The 25654-nt window shown below is 33.6% G+C and carries 25 protein-coding genes, 1 pseudogene and 5 riboswitches; of the genes and pseudogenes, 7 read left to right on the forward strand and 19 right to left on the reverse strand.

The window, feature by feature from the left end; genetic code table 11:
• Positions 1-27: 27 nt before the first annotated feature.
• The 6 genes from MHH37_RS09815 to metE form a co-directional block, all read right to left on the reverse strand.
• Positions 28-807 (reverse strand): dipeptide/oligopeptide/nickel ABC transporter ATP-binding protein, encoded by a 780-nt coding sequence (locus MHH37_RS09815; RefSeq protein ID WP_342576114.1) that lies wholly within the window; start codon positions 805-807, stop codon positions 28-30.
• Entirely contained in the window at positions 804-1520 is a 717-nt protein-coding gene (locus MHH37_RS09820; protein ID WP_342576115.1) for an ABC transporter ATP-binding protein, read from the reverse strand. Before MHH37_RS09820 ends, MHH37_RS09815 begins: the two co-directional genes overlap by 4 nt.
• Positions 1489-2346 (reverse strand): nickel transporter permease, encoded by an 858-nt coding sequence (nikC, locus tag MHH37_RS09825; RefSeq protein ID WP_342576241.1) that lies wholly within the window; start codon positions 2344-2346, stop codon positions 1489-1491. The genes MHH37_RS09820 and nikC overlap by 32 nt, the downstream gene beginning before the upstream one ends.
• 17 nt (positions 2347-2363) lie before the next feature.
• Entirely contained in the window at positions 2364-3293 is a 930-nt protein-coding gene (nikB, locus tag MHH37_RS09830) for a nickel ABC transporter permease (protein ID WP_342576116.1), read from the reverse strand.
• A 9-nt stretch (positions 3294-3302) separates the two neighbouring features.
• On the reverse strand, positions 3303-4850 hold the full coding sequence (locus tag MHH37_RS09835) for an ABC transporter substrate-binding protein (protein WP_342576117.1): 1548 nt from the start codon (positions 4848-4850) through the stop codon (positions 3303-3305).
• Between the two features lie 197 nt (positions 4851-5047).
• Positions 5048-5246, reverse strand: a riboswitch (cobalamin riboswitch).
• Positions 5247-5448: 202 nt separating this feature from the next.
• Positions 5449-7737, reverse strand: a complete 2289-nt coding sequence (gene metE / locus MHH37_RS09840; protein WP_342576118.1) for a 5-methyltetrahydropteroyltriglutamate--homocysteine S-methyltransferase — start codon at positions 7735-7737, stop codon at positions 5449-5451.
• 148 nt (positions 7738-7885) lie between these two features.
• Positions 7886-8065, reverse strand: a riboswitch (cobalamin riboswitch).
• 124 nt (positions 8066-8189) lie between these two features.
• A riboswitch (cobalamin riboswitch) is annotated at positions 8190-8366 on the forward strand.
• 192 nt (positions 8367-8558) lie between these two features.
• Positions 8559-8739: riboswitch (cobalamin riboswitch) on the forward strand.
• A 151-nt stretch (positions 8740-8890) separates the two neighbouring features.
• Here metE and MHH37_RS09845 point away from each other — a divergent pair.
• The 6 genes from MHH37_RS09845 to MHH37_RS09870 all read left to right on the forward strand — a co-directional run bounded on the left by MHH37_RS09845 (position 8891) and on the right by MHH37_RS09870 (position 12856).
• Positions 8891-9073, forward strand: coding sequence for a hypothetical protein (locus MHH37_RS09845; RefSeq protein ID WP_342576119.1), 183 nt, complete (start codon positions 8891-8893; stop codon positions 9071-9073).
• 685 nt (positions 9074-9758) lie between these two features.
• Positions 9759-9936: riboswitch (cobalamin riboswitch) on the forward strand.
• Positions 9937-10058: 122 nt separating this feature from the next.
• On the forward strand, positions 10059-10802 hold the full coding sequence (locus MHH37_RS09850) for an energy-coupling factor ABC transporter permease (protein WP_342576120.1): 744 nt from the start codon (positions 10059-10061) through the stop codon (positions 10800-10802).
• Position 10803: 1 nt separating this feature from the next.
• Positions 10804-11091 carry an energy-coupling factor ABC transporter substrate-binding protein gene (locus MHH37_RS09855; protein WP_342576121.1) on the forward strand — a complete coding sequence of 96 codons (288 nt, stop codon included), beginning with the start codon at positions 10804-10806 and terminating at the stop codon, positions 11089-11091.
• Positions 11078-11857, forward strand: a complete 780-nt coding sequence (gene cbiQ, locus MHH37_RS09860) for a cobalt ECF transporter T component CbiQ (protein ID WP_342576122.1) — start codon at positions 11078-11080, stop codon at positions 11855-11857. The genes MHH37_RS09855 and cbiQ overlap by 14 nt, the downstream gene beginning before the upstream one ends.
• Positions 11858-11867: 10 nt before the next feature.
• Positions 11868-12713: an ABC transporter ATP-binding protein gene (locus MHH37_RS09865; protein ID WP_342576123.1), complete on the forward strand. Its 846-nt coding sequence runs from the start codon at positions 11868-11870 to the stop codon at positions 12711-12713.
• Positions 12714-12724: 11 nt separating this feature from the next.
• Positions 12725-12856, forward strand: coding sequence for a hypothetical protein (locus MHH37_RS09870; protein WP_342576124.1), 132 nt, complete (start codon positions 12725-12727; stop codon positions 12854-12856).
• A 388-nt stretch (positions 12857-13244) separates the two neighbouring features.
• Here MHH37_RS09870 and MHH37_RS09875 read toward each other — a convergent pair whose 3' ends face one another.
• The 13 genes and pseudogenes from MHH37_RS09875 to MHH37_RS09935 form a co-directional block, all read right to left on the reverse strand.
• Positions 13245-13838, reverse strand: coding sequence for a copper resistance protein CopC (locus MHH37_RS09875; RefSeq protein WP_342576242.1), 594 nt, complete (start codon positions 13836-13838; stop codon positions 13245-13247).
• A gap of 266 nt (positions 13839-14104) precedes the next feature.
• The gene (locus tag MHH37_RS09880) at positions 14105-14236 is read right to left on the reverse strand and encodes a hypothetical protein (protein WP_342576299.1); all 132 of its coding nucleotides are present in this window, start codon (positions 14234-14236) and stop codon (positions 14105-14107) included.
• A 292-nt stretch (positions 14237-14528) separates the two neighbouring features.
• Positions 14529-14702 (reverse strand): annotated as a pseudogene (locus MHH37_RS09885) (hypothetical protein); the annotation flags it as partial.
• 520 nt (positions 14703-15222) lie between these two features.
• Positions 15223-15609 (reverse strand): abortive infection family protein, encoded by a 387-nt coding sequence (locus MHH37_RS09890; protein ID WP_342576126.1) that lies wholly within the window; start codon positions 15607-15609, stop codon positions 15223-15225.
• A gap of 341 nt (positions 15610-15950) precedes the next feature.
• Positions 15951-16943 (reverse strand): ATP-binding protein, encoded by a 993-nt coding sequence (locus MHH37_RS09895; RefSeq protein WP_342576128.1) that lies wholly within the window; start codon positions 16941-16943, stop codon positions 15951-15953.
• A 2-nt stretch (positions 16944-16945) separates the two neighbouring features.
• The gene (locus tag MHH37_RS09900) at positions 16946-19030 is read right to left on the reverse strand and encodes a hypothetical protein (protein WP_342576129.1); all 2085 of its coding nucleotides are present in this window, start codon (positions 19028-19030) and stop codon (positions 16946-16948) included.
• Complete coding sequence (locus MHH37_RS09905; protein ID WP_342576131.1) at positions 19002-19661, reverse strand: TnsA endonuclease N-terminal domain-containing protein; 660 nt, start codon at positions 19659-19661, stop codon at positions 19002-19004. The genes MHH37_RS09900 and MHH37_RS09905 overlap by 29 nt, the downstream gene beginning before the upstream one ends.
• Before the next feature lie 378 nt (positions 19662-20039).
• On the reverse strand, positions 20040-20930 hold the full coding sequence (gene spoIIP, locus MHH37_RS09910) for a stage II sporulation protein P (protein ID WP_342576132.1): 891 nt from the start codon (positions 20928-20930) through the stop codon (positions 20040-20042).
• Positions 20920-21459, reverse strand: coding sequence for an RNA polymerase sigma factor (locus MHH37_RS09915; protein WP_342576133.1), 540 nt, complete (start codon positions 21457-21459; stop codon positions 20920-20922). The genes spoIIP and MHH37_RS09915 overlap by 11 nt, the downstream gene beginning before the upstream one ends.
• A gap of 250 nt (positions 21460-21709) precedes the next feature.
• Entirely contained in the window at positions 21710-22099 is a 390-nt protein-coding gene (locus tag MHH37_RS09920) for a metal ABC transporter substrate-binding protein (protein WP_342576135.1), read from the reverse strand.
• Positions 22100-22129: 30 nt separating this feature from the next.
• Positions 22130-23119, reverse strand: coding sequence for a phosphotransferase (locus tag MHH37_RS09925; RefSeq protein ID WP_342576137.1), 990 nt, complete (start codon positions 23117-23119; stop codon positions 22130-22132).
• A 146-nt stretch (positions 23120-23265) separates the two neighbouring features.
• Positions 23266-23880, reverse strand: coding sequence for a kinase (locus MHH37_RS09930; protein WP_342576139.1), 615 nt, complete (start codon positions 23878-23880; stop codon positions 23266-23268).
• A gap of 159 nt (positions 23881-24039) precedes the next feature.
• The gene (locus tag MHH37_RS09935) at positions 24040-24795 is read right to left on the reverse strand and encodes an SDR family oxidoreductase (protein ID WP_014823867.1); all 756 of its coding nucleotides are present in this window, start codon (positions 24793-24795) and stop codon (positions 24040-24042) included.
• Positions 24796-25138: 343 nt separating this feature from the next.
• Between MHH37_RS09935 and MHH37_RS09940 the strand changes: the two genes are divergently transcribed.
• On the forward strand, positions 25139-25600 hold the full coding sequence (locus MHH37_RS09940) for a hypothetical protein (RefSeq protein ID WP_342576141.1): 462 nt from the start codon (positions 25139-25141) through the stop codon (positions 25598-25600).
• The last annotated feature ends 54 nt before the right edge of the window (positions 25601-25654 follow it).

Raw genomic sequence — 25654 nt, forward strand, 5'->3', positions numbered from 1 at the left:
GTTTACATTTAACCCTTTTAAGTTTCCTTATGTACTTTGATTATAAGTATCCATTGTATCAAAGAGTAGTCGCGAGTAAGGGTGGGTAAATTGCTCACGTTCCCAATATGTAAGGGTCTCTACAATTTCCCCTTGGTACATTACTGCTATACGATCACATAATTGCTTAGTGGACTGTAAATCGTGTGTAATAAATAGATAACTTAGCTCATCTTGAACCTGAATCTTTTTCAAGATGTCTAAAATTGATTTTTGTGAACCACGATCTAAGCTAGCAATCGATTCATCAAAAATAATCAATTCTGGCTTAGCAGCTAATGCTCTAGCAATACATACGCGTTGCTTTTGTCCACCACTTAATTGGTTAGGTAAGTAATTTAAATATGACTTGTCCAAACCAACTAAAAGCAATAGATTAATACATTCTTCATGCCAATTCTTCTCATCCGGAAAGAAATTTCGAATTGGCTCTGCTAGTATTTCTTTAATTTGCATTTTAGGATGTAATGACGCTGAAGAATCCTGCAATACCATTTGTATGTTTTTATAAAATGTCAAATCTTTCAATTGTTTTGAGTAGATATTATGACCTTTCCATAAAACCTGTCCAGAAGTTATTTTTTCAAGTCGCATAATACATCTAGCAATGGTACTTTTTCCGCTACCACTCTCACCAACAAGCGCAACGCTCTCACCTTTTGATATCGTAAAGCTAACATTGTTAACGGCCACTTTTATCTTGATATGCCCTCTTTTCACCCTTAAAGGATACTCTTTTGTGACTTGTTTTAATTCTAGCAATGTCATATAGGTACACCTCCTTCATTCAAATGAAAAACACGATCTGCATACTTTGCTACACTGTTTTCATCATGAGAAATAAGAAGTACGGTTAAACCAAGATTTCTTTGCAATTGTTTAAACAACCTAAGTACTTTTTCACGATTCACTACATCAAGAGCCGTTGTTGGTTCGTCAGCAATTAATATTTTAGGCTGTAAACTTAACATCATTGCTAATAATACTCGCTGCCTCATTCCCCCACTTAACTCATACGGGTATGCTTCTAGAATTTGTTCAGGTTCTTTGAAACCAACTTGAGTTAGCAAGTAAAGTAAAAGAGGTACTAGTTCTTTATTTGAACCACGCTTTCTCTGTCGGATTGTCTCCAACATTTGCTTTTTTACAAGCCTAATCGGATCTAATCCGTTTAAAGAATGTTGAATCATAATGGCAATATTCTCGCGTCTTAAATTTTCAAATTGCTTTTCATTCAAGTGCATAATACTTTTACCTTCAAAAAGAATTTGACCTTTTGTTACACTTAAGCCTTTGTCTAACAATCCAACTAATGCATGTGAAATGATACTTTTGCCTGCCCCACTTTTTCCGGTCATTGCAACTATTTCTCCTGGATATAACTCAAAAGATACATCTTGTATAATAATTTTTCGCTGTAGTCTATGTTTATATGTAACTTCCAAGTGTTCAACCTTCAATAAGGGGCTTCTTTCCAACATGTTGTGCCTCCTTTCCTACAGTTGTTTCATATTTCCCCAGTTGTTCACTCACTAATTGGCAAGCTAAGACAAACAAAACAATTGCTAATCCAGGGAAAAACATAACATACGGGGAGACTTGAAAATAATTTGTCGCATCATTTAACATCGCCCCCCATTCAGGTGTTGGTGGCTGAGAGCCTAATCCCAAAAAAGAAAGACTAGCAATATTTAAAACTATCTTTCCTATATCTAACGAACTAAAAACAATAATAGGCATCCCTATTTGAGGAAGCACATAACGTTTTAATATACGAAAATGAGAATTTCCAGACATTCTAGCAGAGAACATATAATCTTCTTGAGATATTTTCACTACAAGACTCCGAATAAATCGAACATAGCTTGCCCAACGAACTACTACAATTGCGAAAATCATATTTAATAAGCCAGGCCCTAATAAGCCTACTATCGCTATCGTTAGTATAATATCTGGAATTGCTAGTGTGCTATCAATGATCCTCATCATAATATTATCTGAACGCCCTCGAACATAACCTGTAAATAATGCAATTGGAACACTAATGACCATTGTGAAGAACATAATGATCAATGCGGCTATAGTGCTTATTCGAATCCCATAAATAATCCGAGATAAGATACACCGCCCTAAATGATCTGTACCAAATGGGTAAGCCCAGCTTGGAGCCTGCAATCTAGCAAATAAATTTACCGCCAAAGGATCATGTGGCGCAATCCATGGTGCAAAGATTCCTACTAAACAAATACTAAGTATGATACCTGCCCCTAAAAGTAAACCAATATTAACTTGCTTCAATCTCTTCAGCATCATCTGTCTACCCCCTAACGAACCCTTAATCGAGGATCAATGATTGAATTAATGAAATCCACTAACATATGAATTGCTACAAATAATATAGCAGCAAAAACCACATACCCTTGGATGACAGGATAATCTCGCTTATTAATCGATTGAATAATATATTGTCCTAAACCTGGCCATGAAAAAATAGTTTCTACAATGATGCTACCACCTAGCATAAATGCAAAGCTTGTTCCAATCATCGTTATAATTGGTGTTAGAGCATGCTTTAATACTTGAAATACTAAAATCCTAATTTTCGATATTCCTCTTGCTTTAGATGCCTTTACAAATGGCTGTTGCAACATATCCAGCATATATGCACGTAGTACACGTGCATATACTGTACCTAAACCTAACCCAAGTGTTGTTGCAGGTAATATTAAGTTTTCCCAATTTTCTCTTCCCATTGACGGCAACCAGCCAAGGCTAACAGAGAACATATACATACATAAGAACCCTAGCCAGAATGTAGGTATTGTAGAACCTAGAAGTGCTAAAACACGCCCAATTTTGTCAACTACTCCATTTTCATAAATAGCCGTAACGATTCCTAAAACCATTGTCACTGTCAACATAATCCCAAGCCCTGCTAGTGCTAGTTCTATCGTAGCTGGCAATCTTGCAAACAACTCACTTACTACAGGCTTATGGGAAACAAAAGAGACACCCCATTTCCCCGTAAATATTTGCTGAATCCATTCAACATATTGAGCACCAATAGAATCCGTTAAGCCTAGTTCATCTTGTAAAGCGGAGATCGCTTTATCAGACGCAGGGATATCATTAGCTTTTAACATAATGGTTGCTGGATCCCCAGGCGAAATTCTAACCAATAAAAATGTTAACGTCGCAACCAAAAAAACAACAAGAAACAATTGAAGCAGCCGTTCTAATACGAATTTAGCCATAACGTTCAATTATTCTTTATCGACATTTGCATTATTATAGTAGTATTCGATTGACTGTGCCTTAAAGCCTTGCAATTCTTTGTTTATTGCAAATACGGTATTTGGATAAACAATATATGAATGAGGTACTTCTTTTTCAATTTCCTGTTGAATTTGGATCGCTAATTCAGTACTTTTTTCTTTATCAGTTGTCTGATGTAATTCATTGATCATGGTATCGACTTTTTTTGATGCAAAATGGTTCATGTTAGATGAACTGTCTGATTTATAAAAAATCTCTAAGAAAAAGTATGGACTGCCAGTATGAGCTGTTAGCATACTATACATCGCTAAATCCCATTCTTCATTTACTAGTGTTTCGTCAATATTCTCTACTTGGCGAATATTCATCTTCATCCCATTTTCAAGTAATTTGCTTTGAATAACCTCTGCCATTACTGTTAGTTCGGGGCGTTGTGGAAATGTTAAGAAAGTAGCTTCAAAGATTTCCCCATCTTTTTCCCACATACCATCCTTGTTTTTTGTCCAGTCTTCTTGCTGCATCAATTGGTCAACAGAGAGATTTTCCTGTGTTTTATTCAATTGTCCAAATGGCAATACTGGTGAAAATGGACCAACTGCTACAGTTCCTTGCCCCTTCATAACAGAGTCTACAATTTCTTGGCGCGGAATTAATGAATCGACAACTTTTCTCACAGCTAACTGCTTAAATAATGGAGATTCCATATTGTACATTAATAAATGTGTACGTAATGATTTAGCTGTTAAAACATCGAATTTATCATTTTTTTCCAAAACTTCAATGTTATCTATTGAAATATCTGTTGCACCATCAACACTCCCTGATTGTAAAGCCATTAAGCGCGTATTACTATCTGATATAAACTTAATCGTTACCTCATTTAGTTTTGCTTGTTCTCCCCAATAATCTTCATAACGATTTACAATTAGAGATTCATCTTGGTTAAACTGTTTAATAAAATATGCGCCAGTAAATGCTGGATAGCTATCCTCGCTATCTAGAGTATCCACATCCATAACAATCGTTCCTGGGTCGGCTAAATTTGAGATTAGTGCAGCATTCAATTCTGTTGTTTCAATTTTCAGCTCTGTTTCTGATACCATTTCCATTGCTTTGATTTTTAATAAATCCTTTGTTCCTTGATTATTATCAATAGCACGTTGTAAGGAATTCATTACTGCTAATGCATCCATTGCTTTACCGTTATGAAATAATACATTTTCTTGAATTTGGAATAACCAAGTTGTATCATCCACTTGCTCCCATGATTTTGCTAGCCATGGTGTAGGAGCTAGGTCTTCACTTAATTTAATTAATGTTTCCGCAGTTCCTGATCGCATTATCTCCCAGCTATCCCCACTATGTGGATCTAACCCAGAAGGACTCCAAGAAAATGCTAAAGTTGCACTTTTTTCAGATTTTTCTTCACTGTTTGTAACTACTTTTTCTTCCTTTTCAGCTGAGCACCCTACTAATGCAAGGATGCAAAGCACCATGGAAAACCATGTAGTCAAGCTTTTGTACCATGTTTTCATTATTTTTTCTTCCTCCTAAAATAAATTGTTTATACCTAGCAACATAATGTCTGAGCGCCGATATTAAACAATTTCAAAATAAAAAGCACTTCTGACATCTAAAGAGGTCAGAAGTGCTTTGGGAAGATAAAAGGTAGTGTCTAAAAAGCGACAAAGTATTATCCGCATACTAACCACCCCCCTAATCTCCCGTAGGTCTCAGTGTTATTCAAATAGGCAGGTCTCCTGACTTATCTTCTTCACAACCTGCGCCTTCCCACTTTTAATAAAGTAGTGACATCATGCAGGGTGCTCTGAATTACAGTGGCGGGAACCGTGTCGGATTTTCACCAAACTTCCCTTTTAAGCTATAACAATCCTTGAGATAGATATAGCACCTATTGAAAAATTCTGAAGTTTTTTACATATTACCATAAAACACGACAATCATGTCTACTAATTTATAATTTGAAGAAACTTTTGTAATGATTAATACTATAATTCAGTTCTATGGAAAGGTCTGCAATTCATATCATTCTACAAGTACAATGCTTTCTCCTATTCATGTATAAAATTTATAGGCGAAGCAAAGCAACAATTGCTGATTTCTCAATTTCTTTTAGATAGTTATAACTTGTTTTCTAAGCTCTTTTGCAGCTATAACCATGTTCTTGAGCGCCGCAACAGTTTCTGTTTCCTGACGGGTTTTTAACCCACAATCAGGATTGACCCAGAATTGTTCTTTTGGAATAACGGCTAAACTTTCATGTAAAATAGCACTCATTTCTTCAACACTTGGCACACGTGGACTATGAATATCATAGACGCCTAAACCAATACCTAGCTCATATGGGTTTTCTTTTAACGAATGAATCAGTTCCCCGTGGCTACGAGATGTTTCAAGTGAAATAACATCCGCATCAAGTGCTCGAATAGGATCGATGAAATCATTAAATTCACAGTAGCACATATGCGTATGAATTTGTGTATCAGTTGCCACGTCAGATGTTGCGAGTTTAAATGCATCCACTGACCATTGTAAATAATATTCCCAATTCTCTTTACGTAATGGCAATCCTTCACGTAATGCAGGTTCATCTACTTGAATAATTTTAATCCCCGCTTCCTCTAGGGCTGCGACCTCTTGACGTAGTGCATATCCAATTTGCAATGCCACTGCTTCACGTGGAATATCGTTACGAACAAATGACCAATTTAAAATTGTAATAGGACCAGTCAGCATTCCTTTTACGTATTTGTCCGTAAGCTCTTGTGCTTCTACCACTTCTTTCACAGTCATTGCATGTGTCCACTCTACATCTCCATAAATAATCGGTGGCTTTACACAACGTGAACCGTACGAAACAACCCAAGCGTAGTTCGTAAAGGCAAACCCTTTTAAGTGCTCCCCAAAGTACTCTACCATGTCCGTACGCTCAAACTCCCCATGTACAAGAACATCTAACCCAATTTCCTCTTGAATTTGAACCCAACGAGCTGATTCTTCTTTTACAAAGTGTGCATATTGTGCATCTGCAATTTCACCTTTACGCCAAGCACTCCGTGTCTTTTTTACCTCCACTGATTGAGGGAAGCTTCCGATTGTTGTTGTGGGGAAATCAGGTAACTTCAAGGATTCTTTTTGAATTTGCTGTCTCTCTTTAAATGGCACAAAACGCTTGAAGTCATTTGGTACTAACGTATCTAGAGCTTTTTTAACACGCTCATTTTTTCGTATTGGATGTGTTGTAAGTGCTTCAATCACCTTCATACTATTTGCAACTAATTTTTCTTTTAACCAACTACCCTTTTGGATAAAGTACGTAATATGTGCAATCTCACGAATTTTTTCATCAGCGAAAGCTAAATGATCATACAGCTCTTTCGGCAAATTTTCTTCAAAAATTTTTGACACTGGTATGTGCTGTAAACTACACGAAGAACTAACCCAATAATTTTCTAGATTTGTTAACTGTTTAACAGTGCTAATTATTGAAACGGCTTCTGCTAAGTTAACTGACCAAATGTCTCGGCCATTAATGACACCGATGCTTAATGTTTTATCTTTCGGAAAGCCAAATTCCTGGATTGATTTTATATTTTGTTTACCACCATGCACAAAGTCTAAGCCGAAACCGTCAACTGGTAACTGAATTAATCGCTCATATGCATGTAATGACTCAAAGTACGTTTGTACAAGTAGTTTTGCATGCGGTGCTTGCTCATGAAGTTGCTTATACATTTCCTCAATTAATTGAATTTCTTCAAGTGGTAGGTTTTTAGTAAAAGATGGTTCTTCAATCTGAATCCATTCTGCACCAGCTTCTGTTAACTCATTAAATACTTGAACATATAACGGAAGGAGTTGGATTATAAACAATGCTTTTTCTTTTTCATCATAGCCTTTTGCTAAGTCAATAAATGTATAAGGACCAATAATGGTTGGCTTCGCATTTATTCCTACTTCATCACGTGCCTCTAAAAATTGATCTAATATATGATTTCCTTGTATCGTTAATTTTTGTCCTTCATATTCCGGCACAATATAGTGATAGTTTGTATTAAACCACTTCGTCATTTCACATGCCACTACTTCTTTTGCCCCACGAGCCATTGCATAATACAACTCATTAATTGTCGGATTTTTTAATACATCGTAACGCTTTGGAATCAAATTAAACATAACAGCCAAATCAAGCATACGGTCATACTTTGTAAAATCACCGACTGTGATGTATTCTAACCCTAAATTTTGTTGGTGCTTTAAGCGATCGATACGAAGTTGCTTTAAAGCCGCTTCAAATTCCTTTTCAGTTAATTCTTTTTTCCAAAAGCTTTCTAATTTTCGTTTCCATTCTCTTTTCGACCCGATATACGGATACCCAATTACAGTACTAGTGACATTCATGTCGATTTGCCTCCTTTTTTACATCTCAACTAAAAAAGCTGTTTTCCTTTGTAGGAAACAGCTCAGGATTTATCTATGCATATTCAAATAAGCGTGAAAACACGCTGATATAATCGCACAGAACACCGCCCATTTCCACGTGAGCTTAGGTGTGTACTAGAAATGAGGCAGGTCTCCTGACTTGTCTTCAACGCTTCTCTTGGCCTTCCCGATTACTCAGTGGCAGTTGTAAGAGAAGCTCAGACTTACAGTTGCGGGACAGTACTGGACTTGCACCAGTTTCCCTTTTAAACACACTTTACGTGGTACCTCTTCTTTACACGTGATGTAATTTCTATCCACTATATCATGATAACAATAATAATCAACAAAAAATTCAGAAAAAATAATTCTGCACATTATACTTTACATCAATCATTTATTCAGTTAATTTGAATATATAATTATATTACTATAATCGTGTAAGATTAGGTGCTTATTCATTAAGCTTAATAGGGAAGTTCGGTGTAAGTCCGACGCTGTCCCGCAACTGTAACTGCTGACGAAGACTACAAACCACTGATTTTTTCGGGAAGGGTGTCTTAGATTGAAGCGAAGCCAGGAGACCTGCCTAGTCCTAGTACACACAAATACTCACGTGGATATGGGTTGTGGATGAATTGTACGTCAAACGAAGATAATCGACCCTATATGGGTTTATTTGAATTGCTTTGAATACTAATAAGATGCCGCCCTATTACTTAGGGCGGCTTTTTAGTGTTTGTAGGATAACTATTTGCTGTAACTCTCCCTTACAGTTTGCAAATAGTTATCTCGGAAATCCTAAAATATTTGGAAAAGGTTTAAACGTTGTTTGATTAAAAGGGAAGTTCGGTGTAAGTCCGACGCTGTCCCGCAACTGTGTTTCGGAGCAACTCACAATATACCACTATTGCCGAAATGGGAAGGTGTGAGAAGTGTTGATGATAAGCCAGGAGACCTGCCTTTTCAAGTACAAACCAACAACCTACGCGGATAGGAGGGATAGAGTATGACCATGAGTACTCTTTGTGCGAAACTTAAACGAATATATTTGATGAAACATAACAAAATATATTCCTCTAGGTTTCAGTACAAATTGGTAAGCTGAAACATTAATGAGGAGGAAATGAATATGAAAGAGTCATATAATACTTTACTAAAAGAGCATATTATTCATTCTTTAACAAACACAAAAAAAGGAACATTAAAGGAATATACACAACAGTTAATACAACAAAATCTCTCAGCACGTGAGGAAATTTTAGAAGCGTATCAGCAAATTAACGAAGAGCTAGTCGGTACAAATGAAGTATAATCCAATGAACAAACAATCATGTAATAATTTCTATCTAACGATTTAAATCATTAGAAATTCATAAGTAAAAAGTCCTTAGAAAATTAAATAGGACTGTACTATTTAATATATACAGTCCTAGCCTCTTAGGCGCAAGCTTACAACTTTAATGTTGGTTATGAACAAGGTTTTGATAAAGCTACTCGAGAAATGTTCAATCTACCTGAAACATACGAAATGATTGCACAAATGCCATTTGGTTCAGTTGAACAAGTTGCTGGCGAAAAAAACATATCGATGCAGATGTTCACTAAACGGCTTTCCATGCGTGACTTTAGCTAACTCTCCACTTTCACTCACTAATTTAAACTTGTAAGATGATCCACACGGTAAAAATTTTTTAAGTCCGCCACTTCCCACATATCAACTACCGTTCTCTTTCTATATCTATCTTCCAATTAAGCCGTTGTATTCCATCAACAATCCGATATATTTACTATTGTAATTATAATTACTGCTATATAAGCCTGGTGAATCAGATACTCATCACAAAAAATACCCTTCAAAAAAAAGAAAATAAAGAAAATTCTATACAAAAGCAAGGATAAATCTTATTCTCATTTAACTATTCAATACTGAATAGTTGAAGTATTTAAAAAAAATAGTGACAAGTAAAAAAACAAGTGATATTATTTCCACACATGGTGAAAATTGAATATTTTTTGGTGCTTTTTAAGCTTAATAGGGAAACCGGTGCAAATCCGGTACTGTCCCGCAACTGTAACTCGGAGTTATTACATAAGACGTCACTGCATTTCATGTGGGAAGGCATGTAATTACGTTGAAGAGAAGTCAGGATACCTGCCAAAAATGACTGATTCAGACCTACGAGGATAGGTGCGTGAAAATAAGCAGTTAATGCTTATTTTTTGTTATGCACTTTTACTCTAAAAAGTGTATTTTTTTATGCACTTTTTTCATCAAAATAGAAAAAAGGAGTAAAAACATGAAACAATTATTACCAAAACTTGCTTACTTCGGTATCGTTCTGTTGTTTATGCCAAAGCAAGCATACGCCATGCACATTATGGAAGGTTTTTTACCAATCGGATGGGCAATTTTCTGGTTTGCACTATGCTTACCGTTCCTGGTGAAGGGACTACAAGTAATTCGTTTAGTCGTTAAGGAAAATCCGGAAAGCAAACTACTACTCGCCCTATCAGGCGCTTTTACATTCGTACTGTCAGCTTTAAAAATTCCATCCGTTACAGGTAGCTGTTCCCATCCCACTGGTGTTGGCTTAGGTTCAATTTTATTCGGACCATTTGTGATGAGCGTCTTAGGATCAATCGTCCTATTATTCCAATCCATTCTACTTGCCCATGGAGGACTTACAACATTAGGTGCGAATATTTTCTCAATGGCGATTGTCGGTCCTTTTATAGCTGTTGGTGTATTCAGACTATCGACAAAATGGGGATTATCATTTAGTGTAGCTGTATTTTTAGCGGCAATGCTTGGTGATTTAGGGACATATGTAATGACATCTGTTCAGTTGGCATTAGCTTTCCCTTCTGAAGTAGGTGGTATTTTAGGTTCATTCCAGAAATTTGCGGGTATCTTTGCATTGACACAAGTTCCACTTGCAATTAGTGAAGGATTATTAACGGTTATGATTATGAACTTCTTACAAAAATATAATATGAGAGAATTAGTTCAACTACGTATTTTAAAGGCAAAGGAGAGCTAATATGTTTAAGAAAAACTTACTATTACTTATAGGCGTGATTGTTTTAGCACTATTACCGATACTATTTTTACAGGATGCAGAATTTGGTGGTGCCGATGGTGAGGCAGAAGAAGCCATCACTGAAATTGCAGCAAATTATGAACCTTGGTTTACTGCTATTTGGGAGCCACCAAGCGGAGAAATCGAAAGTCTATTATTTGTTCTACAAGGCGTGATTGGTGCATTAATTATCGGTTACTTTATTGGCTACATGCGCGGGAAACATACAAAAGACCATGCTAAAAATTGATTTTATTGCCGGTCATAATGCATTACTAAAGATTGCTGCTAGCCAAAAAATGACGTTCAGCATGGGTACTTTATTACTTGTTACATTATTACGAAATAACAGTTTTTCGATTTGGACACTGCTCTTTATGAGCGGTGTCATTATATTTCACGCAAAAATCCCATTGAAAACATATATTACATTATTACTTGCACCAATCGGTTTTGTTTTAGCAGGAATAATTGCTATTGTCATTTCCATCACATTTACACAGCCGATTCCAGCATCAGCATTATGGCATAGTTCAGTTTTTACGATGCAGTTCTTTATTTTACCGAGCGACATACTTCAGGCAATAACTATCTTTTGTACAGCTATTAGTGCAACAAGCTGCTTGTATTTCTTAATTTTAACTACACCAATGTTTGAAATCAGTCCGGTCCTTTCACAATTAAAAGTGCCTACTATTGTGATCGAATTAATCGAGTTGATGTATCGATTTATTTTTTTATTTTTGCAGACTGTTATGCAACTTTATACTGCACAGCATGCTCGTTTAGGCTATCGTTCATATAAAAAAAGTTTTCAATCATTAAGCCTACTGATTAGTGCACTATTTCGGACAATTTTTTTCCGATATCAAGCCATGTCAGATGCAATGGCTGCACGCAATATTGAGCAATTTATTCTCCCACAGTATTTCACAACGATAAAAACCTGGGACATGAAATTTACAGGCGTGGCGCTGATTTTTACTATGATTAGTATCATCATACTTGTACTATAAGGAGTTTTTTATGACAGAAAGCTATTTTACTTTTGATCATGTGTCTTTTCGATACAGCGATGGTACCGAAGCATTAAAAGACATTTCATTATCGATTCCAAGGGGCAAAAAGGTCGCAATACTAGGTGAAAATGGCTCGGGTAAATCTACTTTTTTTAAATTACTTATTGGACTTGAAAAGCCTACTAGTGGAGAGATTTGCTTTTTAAGTGAGCCTTTAAATTATAGAAAAAAACAATTAATCCGCCTACGTGAGCAAGTAGGCTTTATTTTTCAAGAAGCAGAGAATCAGTTATTTGCTTCCACTGTAAAACAAGATATTTTATATGGTCCCATTAACTTAAGATGGCCACAAGAAAAGATTGAGCGTAATGTGGCAAATGCGATTCAATTAACGGAATTGTATGATTTAACTGAACGGCCTATTCACTTCTTGAGCGGTGGACAAAAAAAACGTGTGACGATTGCAGGTGTTTATGCAATGGACCCTAAAATTTATATTTTAGACGAACCAACAAGTAGTTTAGATTTCTATTTTTCTAATCAACTCACGACGTATCTAAATGAACTACAAAATGAAGAACGTACATTTTTGTATTCTACACACCAAGTCAATTTAATTTATGAATGGGCGGAATACTTTATCGTTTTTCATAAAGGACGGATATTGTATTCGGGGCAACGAGATGCACTATTTTCAGATGACAAACTGTTGGAAACTGCACATATTGAGAAGCCTTGGCTTGTTCAATGCTATGAAAATCTGCTGAAGGAAGGTCTTATTCAAGTCCAGACAACACTCCCCCGCTCTATGAAAGAATTGATGAGCGTTTTAAAAAATAATACTTACTACTGAGGAGGATATAGATGAAAAATGAATTACAGCAATCTATAGCACCCCTTGAAAACATGCTTATATTAGAGGATAATTTCGATGATGATCCAGAAACTTGCTTTATACAATTTATAATAAATATTGAAAATGATAATTTAAAATGAATTTAGAAGCGAGTTCCCTATTTTGTATCCAGCTTAATTAAAATGACGAAATTGTAATCAAGATAAAACAAGCTGACGTCGGTGAGAAACCGGAGTCAGCTTAATTTACAATATCTCTAAAACAGCTGCATAAGAAGCTGCACAAATGCTACACTCAAAGAAACCTTCCAAATGTTGATGTACTAACACTTTGAAGGTTTTGTTTCGTTCCTTAAGTGTCATTAATATTTCTTGAAAGATAGTTATTCAACAATATGGCCCTTTAAATGAATAAAGTACTTTTCTTATTCTAAAAAAGCGCAAATTTTTATATAAGAAACTGAGTCTAAATTGATTTCAGTACAAAAAAAGTCGTAGTTTATTCATTCAAATAAACTACGACTTTTCTTTATTTTTTTCTACGAGATAATACTGCGACTACTACGATAAAAATGAGCGCAATAAATCCAACAACAGCCCAAGTCATTGAAGATGATTCTTTCGTTTCTTCTTGATTTGTATCTTGGGAACCTACTTGTTTTTCATTTAATACTGTTTCTTCTACAACTTCAGTTTCATCTGTTTGAGACAATTCCTCTTCGACTACAGGTACTTCATCAATATTCACTGTAAAAGTATAATTACCTGTTAATGGGTGGCCATCTGTACTGATAATCGCCCAATCTACTTTGTATTCATCATTCGGGAGTGGATTAGCAAGCTTACCGACCAATTGTTTCTCTCCAACTACAATTTCCGATATTTCAATTAGTTCACCATTTGAAGCATAAATCTTCATAAGACTACCTTGTTCAATAGCATCTTCAAAATTTAGAACTACCTCTGTTAAAGCTTCTGTTACTATTTCACCATCTGCAGGAGTTGTTTCACTAATATGTGAATGGGCAAATGCATATGTACTTAGACTAAATGTAAATAAAATAGCTGTTATGGCTGTTATGAATTTTTCATTAAAACTTATCCTCCTTATTAAAAATATAATATTTTATGACCATTTAAATTGTATAAAGGCGTGTCGCTTCTTTCAATAATTCCATCCTAACGTCATTCAATAATAATCTTAAATGTTAACAACCTGTGAATACTTACTTTGCTATTAGAATAGATGTACTGTTTGATTCCAATTTTCACATGGTAATTTATTCAGCCCCATTGCAAAATAAGGTGGAATTATATAAAATATTTCTTTCCTATTGTGCACTAAAAAAGTGTTTAGAAATAATTATTCTAAACACTAAGAAGCATTAACTAATTATGTGAATTTTGACTTTCTAATGCAGAGCTGTCATAAGCAATTAAGGTTATATTTAATTTTTCCTCTAGCTGTTTTATTTCTTTGAGCTGCTCATCATTTAATTCAGCGAATTTTGTTTCTCCCAAAATAATCACACCCTTTTCACAAGTACTATTTTAAGTGTAGGAAATTATTTATAATTTATACTTTAATTTTTCTGATAAAACTGACAGTATTACTACTATTATCCACATTGTTCAAATTCCGATATTTTATCAGGACAGACACTCGCGTATTAAATGGGAGAGGCATGATTTAATACCGGCATTATCATCACAGTTCACTTTGTGTAAATGACTCATAATCTTGTCCTCTAATTACAGCTTTAATTTTAAAAAAAGAGCAAAGCAACAATTGCTGCTTTGCCCTTTGTTATTGTTAGATAGAAACAACTTGTTTTCTAAGCTCTAGTCCCGCTGCTACCATGTTCTTGAGAGACGCAACTGTTTCTGTTTCCTGACGTGTTTTCAACCCACAATCAGGAATAACCCAAAATTGTTCTTTTGGAATAATAACAACGAACGCTCATGTAGGAACAATCAAAGAATACACTCAACAATTAATTCAACAAAATTATGAAGCACGCGAAGAAATTTTAGAAACATATGAACAGATCAATAAAGATCTAGTTGGTACAATAAACGAATAACAACAAAAAAGCTACTATGAGTTAAAGTAATTACATTATATTATAAAGAATAAAAACTCACCCTTCAAAGTATGACCGGATGAGCTTTCATTCTTTACCTATCCTAACGTTTTCTACTGGAATTATTATACTTCACAATGCATTGATTACATATACATTGCTTTCCCTTTATCTCCGTAGGTAGATTGTCAATTAATGCTTTCGGAATAGTAAATGTCATACACCAACATTGTTGTGCATGTACGTCACACTGATTTTCTTTTTGACAGATTGGGCAAATATTATTTTGTGGATTTTGTTCCAATCCCCTTCCTCTCCTTTTCTCCTAATTAACCTAGTTATATCAGCAATAAAATAATATGGTCTTATAACTGCATTAAGGGTGCTTTCCTTATTCAAGGAAAGCACCCTTAAATGGAATAACTATATATAAGCTTTATTTTTTTTATTTTGTTGATAAGAATATGATTCAATAATAAAAGAGGTAAATGTCATTGCAGAATTTACAGCCAATCGAGCGTGGTGTTCATTAGGCTTATATTCTCTTGCTTGTGAATCACTTGCTTTGGTTCTCAACCTACCAATTCCTACAACAATGCTATTTAATCCTTGAAGAATTTGTTTTAAGGAATCATTCAAACCTTCTTGCCCTGAATCAAAATTAATTAATTTCTTAATTCGATTGTAAAGAGCAGATATCTCTCCACCATTTTTTTCACGTTGACCAGTTAAACGTTCTTCAATTTCTAGTAATACTTCTTCAATTAAAGCTCGAGCATTTGTAATAGCACCATATATAAGGTATTCCAAAATACTTATAAATAAAATTAAAACGAATCCTTCCGCAATTAAGTGGAGGGCTTCGTTTTATATTTAAGTTTATTAATTAATCTTTGCACATCTTCTTTGCAAGTATTAGTTTCTTCTTCAAATAGTTCGAATGAATAACAATTTTCATCTAAAATAATATTCACTATCTCGCCTACTGCGATTTTTAAATAACTTTATCTGCTGAGAAGAATTAGCTCATTAATTTCATTTCCTTCTTCAACAATTACATATAGGTGTTTTTGATACTATTTAAAGTATACTTCATGTGTTAATTATTCACACGCCCATCCATCTTTATTTCGATTCATTCGAATCCAATTTTATAGTTCTTTTCGATATGAGTTATCCATAAGTTTTTCGTTATCTACGCTATTACTTCCAGAGATATATCCACATGTTTCTAATGCATTAATCCAATGCTGAGTTGTTAATACACTAGTGTTCAAACCAAATCTGCCATGGGTTTTCAAAATTTCTTCTATACATCGAATAGTATACATTCCTGGTACTTCTTTGTATTCTACAATATTATACTTTTGCTGAACGTACTTTAAAGCTTCAATTAACTCATTAAGATAATTGCTTAAACGAAAGCCTTGTTCGTATTGCTCTTTAAAAAAGAATTTTGTATAACTCAATTCGCTATTTTCTGGGAAAACCAAATTATAATCAAATTCATTTAATATATACTTGAAATCTGATACTTGCATAAATCCTGTAAATCTATAAGCTTCTGTCATAAATCTACCGATAATCTGCATTTCCCGTTTTTGTCTTAGTTTATTGAAAGTATTAAGTATTTTATCTTCTGCAATCAAAAATGTAATAAGAATAACACCCTGTCGTTCCAAATCATTGTACGTATCTAGCAACCATTTGTACTCTATATTACTCAACAGATGTGCTTCATCTATGAAAAGTATAATCTTATTTTGTTTACTCTCGGACACAATAGTTAGAATAAGATTACGAAGTCGATCCCGCTTTTCAATCGGACGTCCTTCAAATGGAATATCGTGATTAAATTTATATAACAGAATTTCAAAGAAAGTATTTTCTTTAGCTGGATGAGTAGTCCATTCAATCGAGTAAATAGGAATATTTTCCCCGTAATCAGTAGCAAAGTTTTCTACAATAAATCGAATAAGCCTTGATTTCCCCATCCTTGGCTTCCCATAAATTATTGCTCCAGGAATAGCCATTTCTACCCAGTTATAGATTAGCGTGGCTGCATCTGCAATTTGTCTGCTACAAGCACTATAATCTCTTCTAACTACAGGATGAATATTATATAGCATATCATCTGATTGCATATTTACTCCTCCTTCGACTTGGTATGACGCTTACTGCCTACAGTAAATCTAGAGGTTTTTATAATATTTTCAAGCCTCTCATTTGATTGATAATATTTCGATGTTTCTTCTTTAGATTCCTCTAAATAACTTTCCTCTGCTGCTAATGCCACAATGGTATTTTCTATTTCTTGTTTATTTTTTTGATTTTCAATTCTTTTAATGACATTATCATGTAATTCCTTTTGTTTTTTTTGATTCTCATCGTTTATTACTCTTTGTTTCTCAATCTGTGTATTTATATTATGTTCTTTTATATAACGCGTAATTTCACGTAATTTAATTTTGGCTTTCTTATCGGTTAGAGATAACGTAGAGAGATGATCCAAATATGCAATAAGAGGATCTACATGGTCTATATCTGCAAATTCTTCTTTATATTTATGTTGCATAATCATTTGCCTGATTTTTAAACTGTTAGGTATTTTCCCCCACATCCCTTTTGCAGTTAAAGTATCGTAAAAGGTACCATCATTTTTATATGTTCTTATGGTCTGGATATTATCTTCATCTATAATTAATGTTAACCTTTCCCCTATGATTGACTTATCGTTATTAAGCTGTTCACTACTATATCTTACGTACTTATAAAAGATATATGGATTTATTCCTTTCTGAATATTTCCATGAACCTTAACTTTTTCTTCTGTGGGAAAAAGATTGGCAGGTGTGCGTTTATGTTTAGGTAACTTTCTAATATACATTCCCCGCTCTAATCTACTTTTTATAATTTCTAAAGGAGTGAAACCATAATGTGCTGAGTGAGCTGTATTATTATAATTTGCAATTACGAGATCCATAATTTCTTCTAAATCGTCTACAGTTATTTCATAAATAATAGATTTTTCTTCTGCTCTATCTCGTTTAGGATCTAATATATTACTACCAGTAGTTGAGGGAAGACGGTGAAAGCCGTTGTGTTCCAATGTTAAAAAAAATCGCTCTACTATACTTCTTCTTGTCGGAGTTGCAACAGGGCCGAAATTAATAGAACACTTTAAATCTGTTAAATGATTTATAACTTTGGTTGATAAATGGGCTTTTGCATTATCAAAACAGATTTCGTCCCAAATACCATATTGAGATTTTTTAATTATATATGATGGAAAACCATCACCTTCATTATATTTTAATGTAGGAATTTCTAAGTCTTTAGGTTTCCAAAGGAGTAGACTATTTTTGAAACATTTTATAACATCATCCGAAGAATAGTTATTATTAGTATAACTAATATGGTAACCAATAACAGCTCTAGAAGCCACGTCTACTACTGCTAGTAACCATAATCGATTCATAACGGTAATGATTTTATCTCCTTGAGGGGTGTACGTGATAATTGAAAATATTGCATCAATGGTATGTGCATCAAACTCAACTCTTTCAAAAGGACGAATAATTTCTGTGTGTGCATTGGTAGAATTATTGGTATTTTTAGCTAAATTGGCAGCATCTTTCCCCGACGATTTTGTGCTTAAATGACTATAAATATTTGTTAAGCTTTTTAAATATCTTTCAACGGATTTAAATCCCTTACTGACAGTATTCAATGGATATTCACCATCTTTGATACCTAGGTCTTTACATTTATAAACAAATCTCTTATGAATATACTTGGTAGATTGCTTTTTTTCTCGTACTTTACTTTTACTAGTGCTAAAATGTTCTTCATATAAAAGTTCTTGCAATTCTGGGTAGTCTTCAAGAAGTTTATTGAAATTTCCCGAGTGATTATCTCCACAATTACTTCTTACATAATTTTTTACTCTGAAATTAATTAAAAGCCCGGCATATCCGTAAACTTCATTATCATTTTTCAATGTCAAACACCTTTTTACTAGCCTATATATCTCACTTTGAGGAACGCCTGTCTGAAGAGCAATACTTTTAACATTTAAGTCACTTTGTAGAAATAAATCTATCGCTTCTTTTTTTCGAATTATATCATGTTGTTGTTCTGAAGGAAGATCCATTATATAGAGTTCGCTCCAGTTTAAAGGATTAAAAAATATAGGGTCAATATCAAACTTCTCTAGATATTTTCTCTTCATGACTCCACACCTCCGTTAAAGGCCCTAAAAAAAGATCTGTTATATTTGCTCCTATTCTATTGCTTTTTATGAGTGAAAAAAAATGCTCTACCACATCTTCAAAGTCTAGCTCCATTTCATTTGAAATCTCATCTAATGTTTTAGGTTCATTTGAAATATACTTTTTTACTTCTTCAAGAAAATTCAGGTCTGCTAAAGGGTCAATTTTAGAGAGAACCTTTAAATTAGAGAGAAATAGAGCATTTAATGCTAATGATTTTTCAGTCACTACTTCATGTTTATAATTATTTTCCATACACCATCTTTTCTGAGTTTCGATTTGCCGAATTACAGTTTCTTTTGTTAAATCTTTTTTATATTTTATCTCTTGAATAATTTCTGTACCATTTTTATATAAAAGATACATGTCAGGTATAGATTCATTATGTTTTCCTTCGGTATTTTTCACTTCTATACGTATAGGCTGTTCGCAATAGTATTTTATATTAGGATTATTCTCCACTTTTAGCCAATTCGCATACTCTAAATCACTGTATAAATAAACAATTCTCTGAATTTTATTACTGTAAACTATCCATCTATTATTACCGTATTTATTACTGAAATTAGTAAAAATAGGCTTAGAGAACATTATATCTCTCCTTTTAAAAGTAAAATTTTTTAATTTTCTGAAAATAAAAGATTTAAAAGTTCTTGTCCTTATTTTAAGTAAAATAAAGCTTCATGTCTATTTTTAGACAAGAAGCTTTAAATATTTTCATCAAAGAATGTTAATTTAGCAGCCTTTTTATAAAATACAACATTTAAACTTTCTTGTCCTTTTACAATCGTTATGAAACATGTTGTACAAGGATAAGACTTTTTGTGATTTGCGGTAAAAAAGAAGAATCCATTTTTAAAGAAAATTTGATCAAACTGGATTCTTCCCTTGCATCTATAAGTTTTCGTTTTATAAAAAAGTTTGATCACTTTCTAACTGTTTTGCCCAAGATCATGCCCGATTATTGTTTTATGGCTCCTGTACAATTTCTTTTATAGCTTCAGCTAAAGCATCCGTAGCTCTAAAAGCCTCTTCCATTGTATTTTCAGTTCCACCAATATTTAATAATACAGACTGCTTTTGAATTTCTTGATTATATGTGTTCCTCGGATTTTCACCTTGCTCAATTACTCCTCTAGATATTCCTGGGTAAAGCTTTTCTAATTTTTGATGTAGATGGTTCGCAAACTCTCTGTTTTCTTTATAATTATCACTAATTTTTGATACAATAAGTCCAATTTTTGCATAGTCTTTTCCATCAATATTTACCGTGGTAAACTTTCGTTCTTGGCTGTCTCTATGAATATCTAAAACCATTTCTATGCTCTTATGTTTTTTTAACGTTTCCTGCAAATTTTCCCGCGAAACATTATAAGAATCTTTAAATGTTAAGTTACGTTCTTCTAAGACTGCAAAAATATCAGTATCATCATGGATAGCGAAAATATTTTTTTCTTCCAACGCTTTACTTAATTGCTTTCCGACCATCGTAACATTATCCGTCTCATGAAATGCCTCATTGGGTACCTTTACGTTATATGCTTCTTGATTATGCGACTGATAAATAAACACTAATGGATTATTTTCATCTGTAGCAATAGTTGATAAAGATTTGTCTCCGTGATTACTGAGAACATTTGTAATTACTTCTTTTCCACTGAAAAAGAATAACCATGAAAATGCTAAGGTAAAAAGTAAAACACCGCTATATATAGCAGAAGTTTTTCTCACTGCCCCTTTTATTTTCATGTTTCCAGCCTTCCTCCTAAGTTTATTTTCAGTTTCAGTAATAAACACTTTACTTGGATTTTGAGGATAAGCTTTTTTGATCATGTTAAATAGTTCTTTATCATTTTGCATTGGGCAATACCTCCTCAATACCAATATTCATTTTTCTTTTTAAGTCTTTCAAGGCTCTGTGGTAATCCACTTTTACTTTTGATTCGCTACATTGTAAAATGTCAGCGGTCTCCTTTACGGAAAATTCATTAATGCCACGAAGTATAATAACTGCTCTAAAATTTGGTTTCAACTTAGAAATGGCTTCATGTATAAACTGTTCCATTTCATTAAATTCCACTTCTTCATCAGGCTTCTTACCGTTTGATTCCAATCTTGTGAAGAATCCATCCTTAAAAACGGAGAAAAACTTCTTTTTTCGATAATGATCAACTGCTACATGTTTGGCGATAGAAAATATCCATGTTTTTAGATTGTACTCGCTTTTAAAATGATTTAGGTTTTTTAATAATCTAATGAAAACTTCTTGTGTTAAGTCCTCTGCATCATTTTGATTTCCTGTAAAGCAAACTAGAAATCTGAATACGTCTAAATAATAATCATTGTAGACCTCAACAATACTGGACTCTAAGTCGTTTAAATCAATCAAGCTTTTCCTCCTCATTGTTTATTCACTAATTATTCGTTTGATCTTGGAAAAAGGTTACAATTATTTGTTTTTAAAAATTTAGTAGTAGTAAGAGGGTTATTACACGGTACTCCCTAAGTTCTGGCAAAGATATAAAATAAAACGCCATTCTTCTTTAGAATAGCGCACGATTGTGGAAGACAATATTATATTTATGCCTTTGTTATTTGAATAACAGATTCCCTTTTCATAAGTTATTCAATAATAGATATCATCTATTTACCTTACCAATCCAATACGTATCAATAATAGTCTCTCCATCAACATCATACAAAGGAACTTCTCTTGGAGGAGAATTATTTAGTTTAACTGCTTCTTCTGGGGTTTTTGGTTTTGGGCCATCTAATTCTACTTTTTTTGCATATCCTATTATACTGTTCTCGCCTTGTGCCAATATTAAATCAGGTTCTTCAATAATCATCATGTTTCCCATATCTGGTCCATAAGTTTCACCTTTATCATTTACTGGATAACCATTTTCTAAAATATATTCAAAGGTTGGAATAACTAAATCTCCTGTCTTTTGTATTGTTTCTTGTTGTGAACAGCCAACTAACAAAAGTAACGAAATTATTGCTAAGAAAAATAAATTTTTCCTCATTTTCTACGCCTCCTAAGATTTGGCTAAATATTATAAATCTCCTATCATAGACTCTAATTCTTTTTGATTTTCCGACAGCCAAATCATTTCCTGTGCAAAACGTTCTGGAGGTCCACTATGCTGATCCATAGTTGAATCTATCCACCAGGTACTTTCCATAAACCATAACATTTTTAAAGCATTGATTATGGACCCATTTTCAAATGAATGTTGCTCACTATACCCTTCTTTAAATGCCTTAACGAGTGAATAATCTAAGTTATTATCATCTAAAGCCCCAGATATAACAGCTCTTGCTACATCAAGCTGTGGATAGTCATACTTCATTCTATCAAAATCTAATATTGCACTAATATTTTTCTCTTCAAACAATAAGTTATCTACCCAGAGATCCCGGTGAGCCCAACCAGTTTTACTTAGGTTAAAATTTTCTAAATTTATAGTTTCAGTTAATCTATATTGTGCCTCTAATATAGATAATAAATTAAATTTCCCAGTATTATTTGCATGATTCCAAGCAGATTCCCAATGAATTAAACGCTGTTCTCGACTGGAAGGATTATATTCGGGACCTCTTGTCACCTTTTGTTTTCCGTTATTTAACAAATGATGCATATTCCCTGTTGCTCGTCCTAAATCAAACATTTGATGGACATTTAATTTGCCAGGAGGGATTACATTTCCATTACAGAATTCCATTAACATAAAGAGTTCTCCCTTATCTGATTTTATAAGAAACTCACCTTTATGAGAATAAAGTTTAGCGCATGGAATACCCCTATTATGTAATTGCATCTGTTGTGAGAAAGCTATTAATAATTCATCATGGTTATACTTTTTGTATCGTTCCTTGTTGTATTGCTTGATTAAATAGACACCAGTATCTGTTGTTATTTTCCACTTTAAGTTTAACCAACCCCGTTTTATTGGTGTAGCTTCAAATATTTTAAATCCAAAATAACGATTACACGTATTTATAAGATCGTTTAATACCATTTCTTCTGTTAATACAACATCCATGTTTCATCACCACGTATTTCTTTTTAATTCCTAGTATTTCAATCAAAGTCAATTTTATTTCATTTTTACTTTTTTATGATGCCACTTTGTTTACATATAGTGCAGCCATTATTTTTCTGAATTGCTGAATAACTTTGAATAGGAATTTAGATAAATTTTTGAATATAATCAGCTAGTTCAAAAGGTTTTTGCTTTATCAAATAGTATTCTTCTGCTATCCAATATCGTTCGTTATATTTCTTTAACCTTGCTTCTAAATCTCCAATATATGTATCACGTAGAAGTACACGCTCGTATCTTATTTCTTTAGGGCAATCTAAGAAAACGATGTAATCATAAAAATTTTTCCATTCGTCTCGTAAAAGAAAGATGCCTTCAATTATTACAATGCTATTGCTTGATAAATTAATGGTTTTGATGACATGAGTATCCTCTTGCTTTTGATAAAAAGGCAATTTAAAAGGCGAAACGTTTTGTTGTATTTTTTGATAGAGGTGTTCTTTTAAATATTCGGTATCCCATTGTAATTGATAGTATTCAAACCATTGTTCCTGCCCTGTATCATATCGCTTGTCTCTTTCAACAATAAAGTCATCGATATGAATAATTACCAAATTTTTCAGAATCCCTTTGAGCTGACTTACAAGTGTTGTTTTGCCAGCAACAGATAAGCCATCTAAAGCAATGATATAGGGTCTTGTTTTATTATGTTTTTCGTACCCCTCTTTAATTTGAAGAATCAAGTTATCATATTTATTCATTTAAATTAAATTTCCTTCGCTGTTTTATTTTTACTTTTATTTAAGTTCTTTACTCAAAATTATATTCCCTTTGTATTTTGCATTGAGACAAGATAAATTAATAGAGTGATGTTTCCAATGTTTTGGATTTAATACGCTAATTCAACTGGCTCCCCCAATCTAAGCTCTTAAAAAACCTCCTTCTGAGTTAATTATTTGTCCTGTAATCCATTGTGCCTCTTCACTGGCAAGGAAAGATACTAACCGGGCTGCATCTTCAGGTAATCCAACTCTCCCCGATAAGAACTTACTTGTTAAATGTGTTTTTATCTCATCTGTCATCCAGCCTGTATCGGTAGGCCCTGGATTTATTGCGTTTACCGTAATGCCTAATGGTGCCAATTCCGCCGATAAAGAAAGTGTGAAAGCTGATATAGCGCCTTTTGTTGCAACATAAGCTAATTCACCAGTCATCGGTCCAAGTGCTTGTCCAGAAGTCATATTGATAATTCTGCCCTTCAATTTATTTTGCTGCTTTAAGCGACGAGCAAATTCAACACTCAGTATAAAAGTTGCTCTCATATTTACCGCATAATGATCATCAAGTGTTTTTGCATCTAATTTCATATATCCATCTCTGGTGGAGTGTGCGGCATTATTAACTAATATTGTCGGTATGCCCAATTGGTAAGCAACCCTTTCCAGTAATTTAAAGGGAGAGTTTGGTTCAGATAAGTCTATTTCTAAGTTGCCACATCTAACTCCGTATTCTCCTATTATTTCGTTTTGAAAATTTACTGCCCAATCCACATTTGAACCCCAATGTGTAAAAAATATATCTGCACCGTCTTTTGCTAACTTACGACAAACAGCGGTTCCAATTCCTTTGTTATGGCTTGCACCAGTTACTATTGCTATAGAGCCATCTAATTTCATGGTTTCTCCCCCTTATTTAACAAAACTTTAAATATTATTTGTCGATTCTTGATAAACATACCTGTCCGTTAGTATAAGTACATTTCATCTTAACATTAACATAAATATCCAAATTCATTTTAAATTTGATTCCTTCAAATCGCCCTTTAATTAAATAATGCCCTTTTTCTATTCAAGAAAAGCGCCAGATTATTGAACAACTTGAATATAATTTCGGCCTCCTATGAATTCTAAAGTACCCTTCACTAGTAGCAGATTATTTTTAAATGTAGTGCTTGAAAAAGGGATAAACTGTAAAACAACTGAATTTTTATGGTAACATTTATAAGTAAGGGGGTTCTAAATGAATAACTTAAATAATGAGAAATCAATTCAAGAAGAAATTAGAGCTGTAAAAAAACAGACCGTTAAAGTATTGGGTTTTGGTTTCTTGGTTATATTATTTTTTTTAATTTATTGGATCTATTTTGAAGAGAGCTTAATAATTGAAAGTAAGTCCCCTGATGATGATAAAGAAGTAATTATTAATAAAGTCGGTAATTGGATAACAGACTCCGGTACAATTAAAATTTACTTTAAGGAAAATGGAAGGACTAGAAATACTAAAAAAATAGAGCTTGAAATTTTTAGAGAATCTAACCATAAGGGAAAATACAATATTGTTTGGAGTGTTGATAACCATGTCTCAATAGCTATGGTATTTGAAAAATTTATCCAGAGTGTGGATTATAACTTTTCCACCAATGACATAGAAATTGAGAAGTTGGATAAAACAGCAGCGATCAGTCTAATTAAGAGAAATTGAATTTTGTCTTGCGGTTCTTGATTATATTAAATTTATTAGGGAAAGGAGTTTGTG

This window comes from Solibacillus sp. FSL K6-1781 (genome assembly GCF_038630735.1).
GTDB lineage: Bacteria > Bacillota > Bacilli > Bacillales_A > Planococcaceae > Solibacillus > Solibacillus silvestris.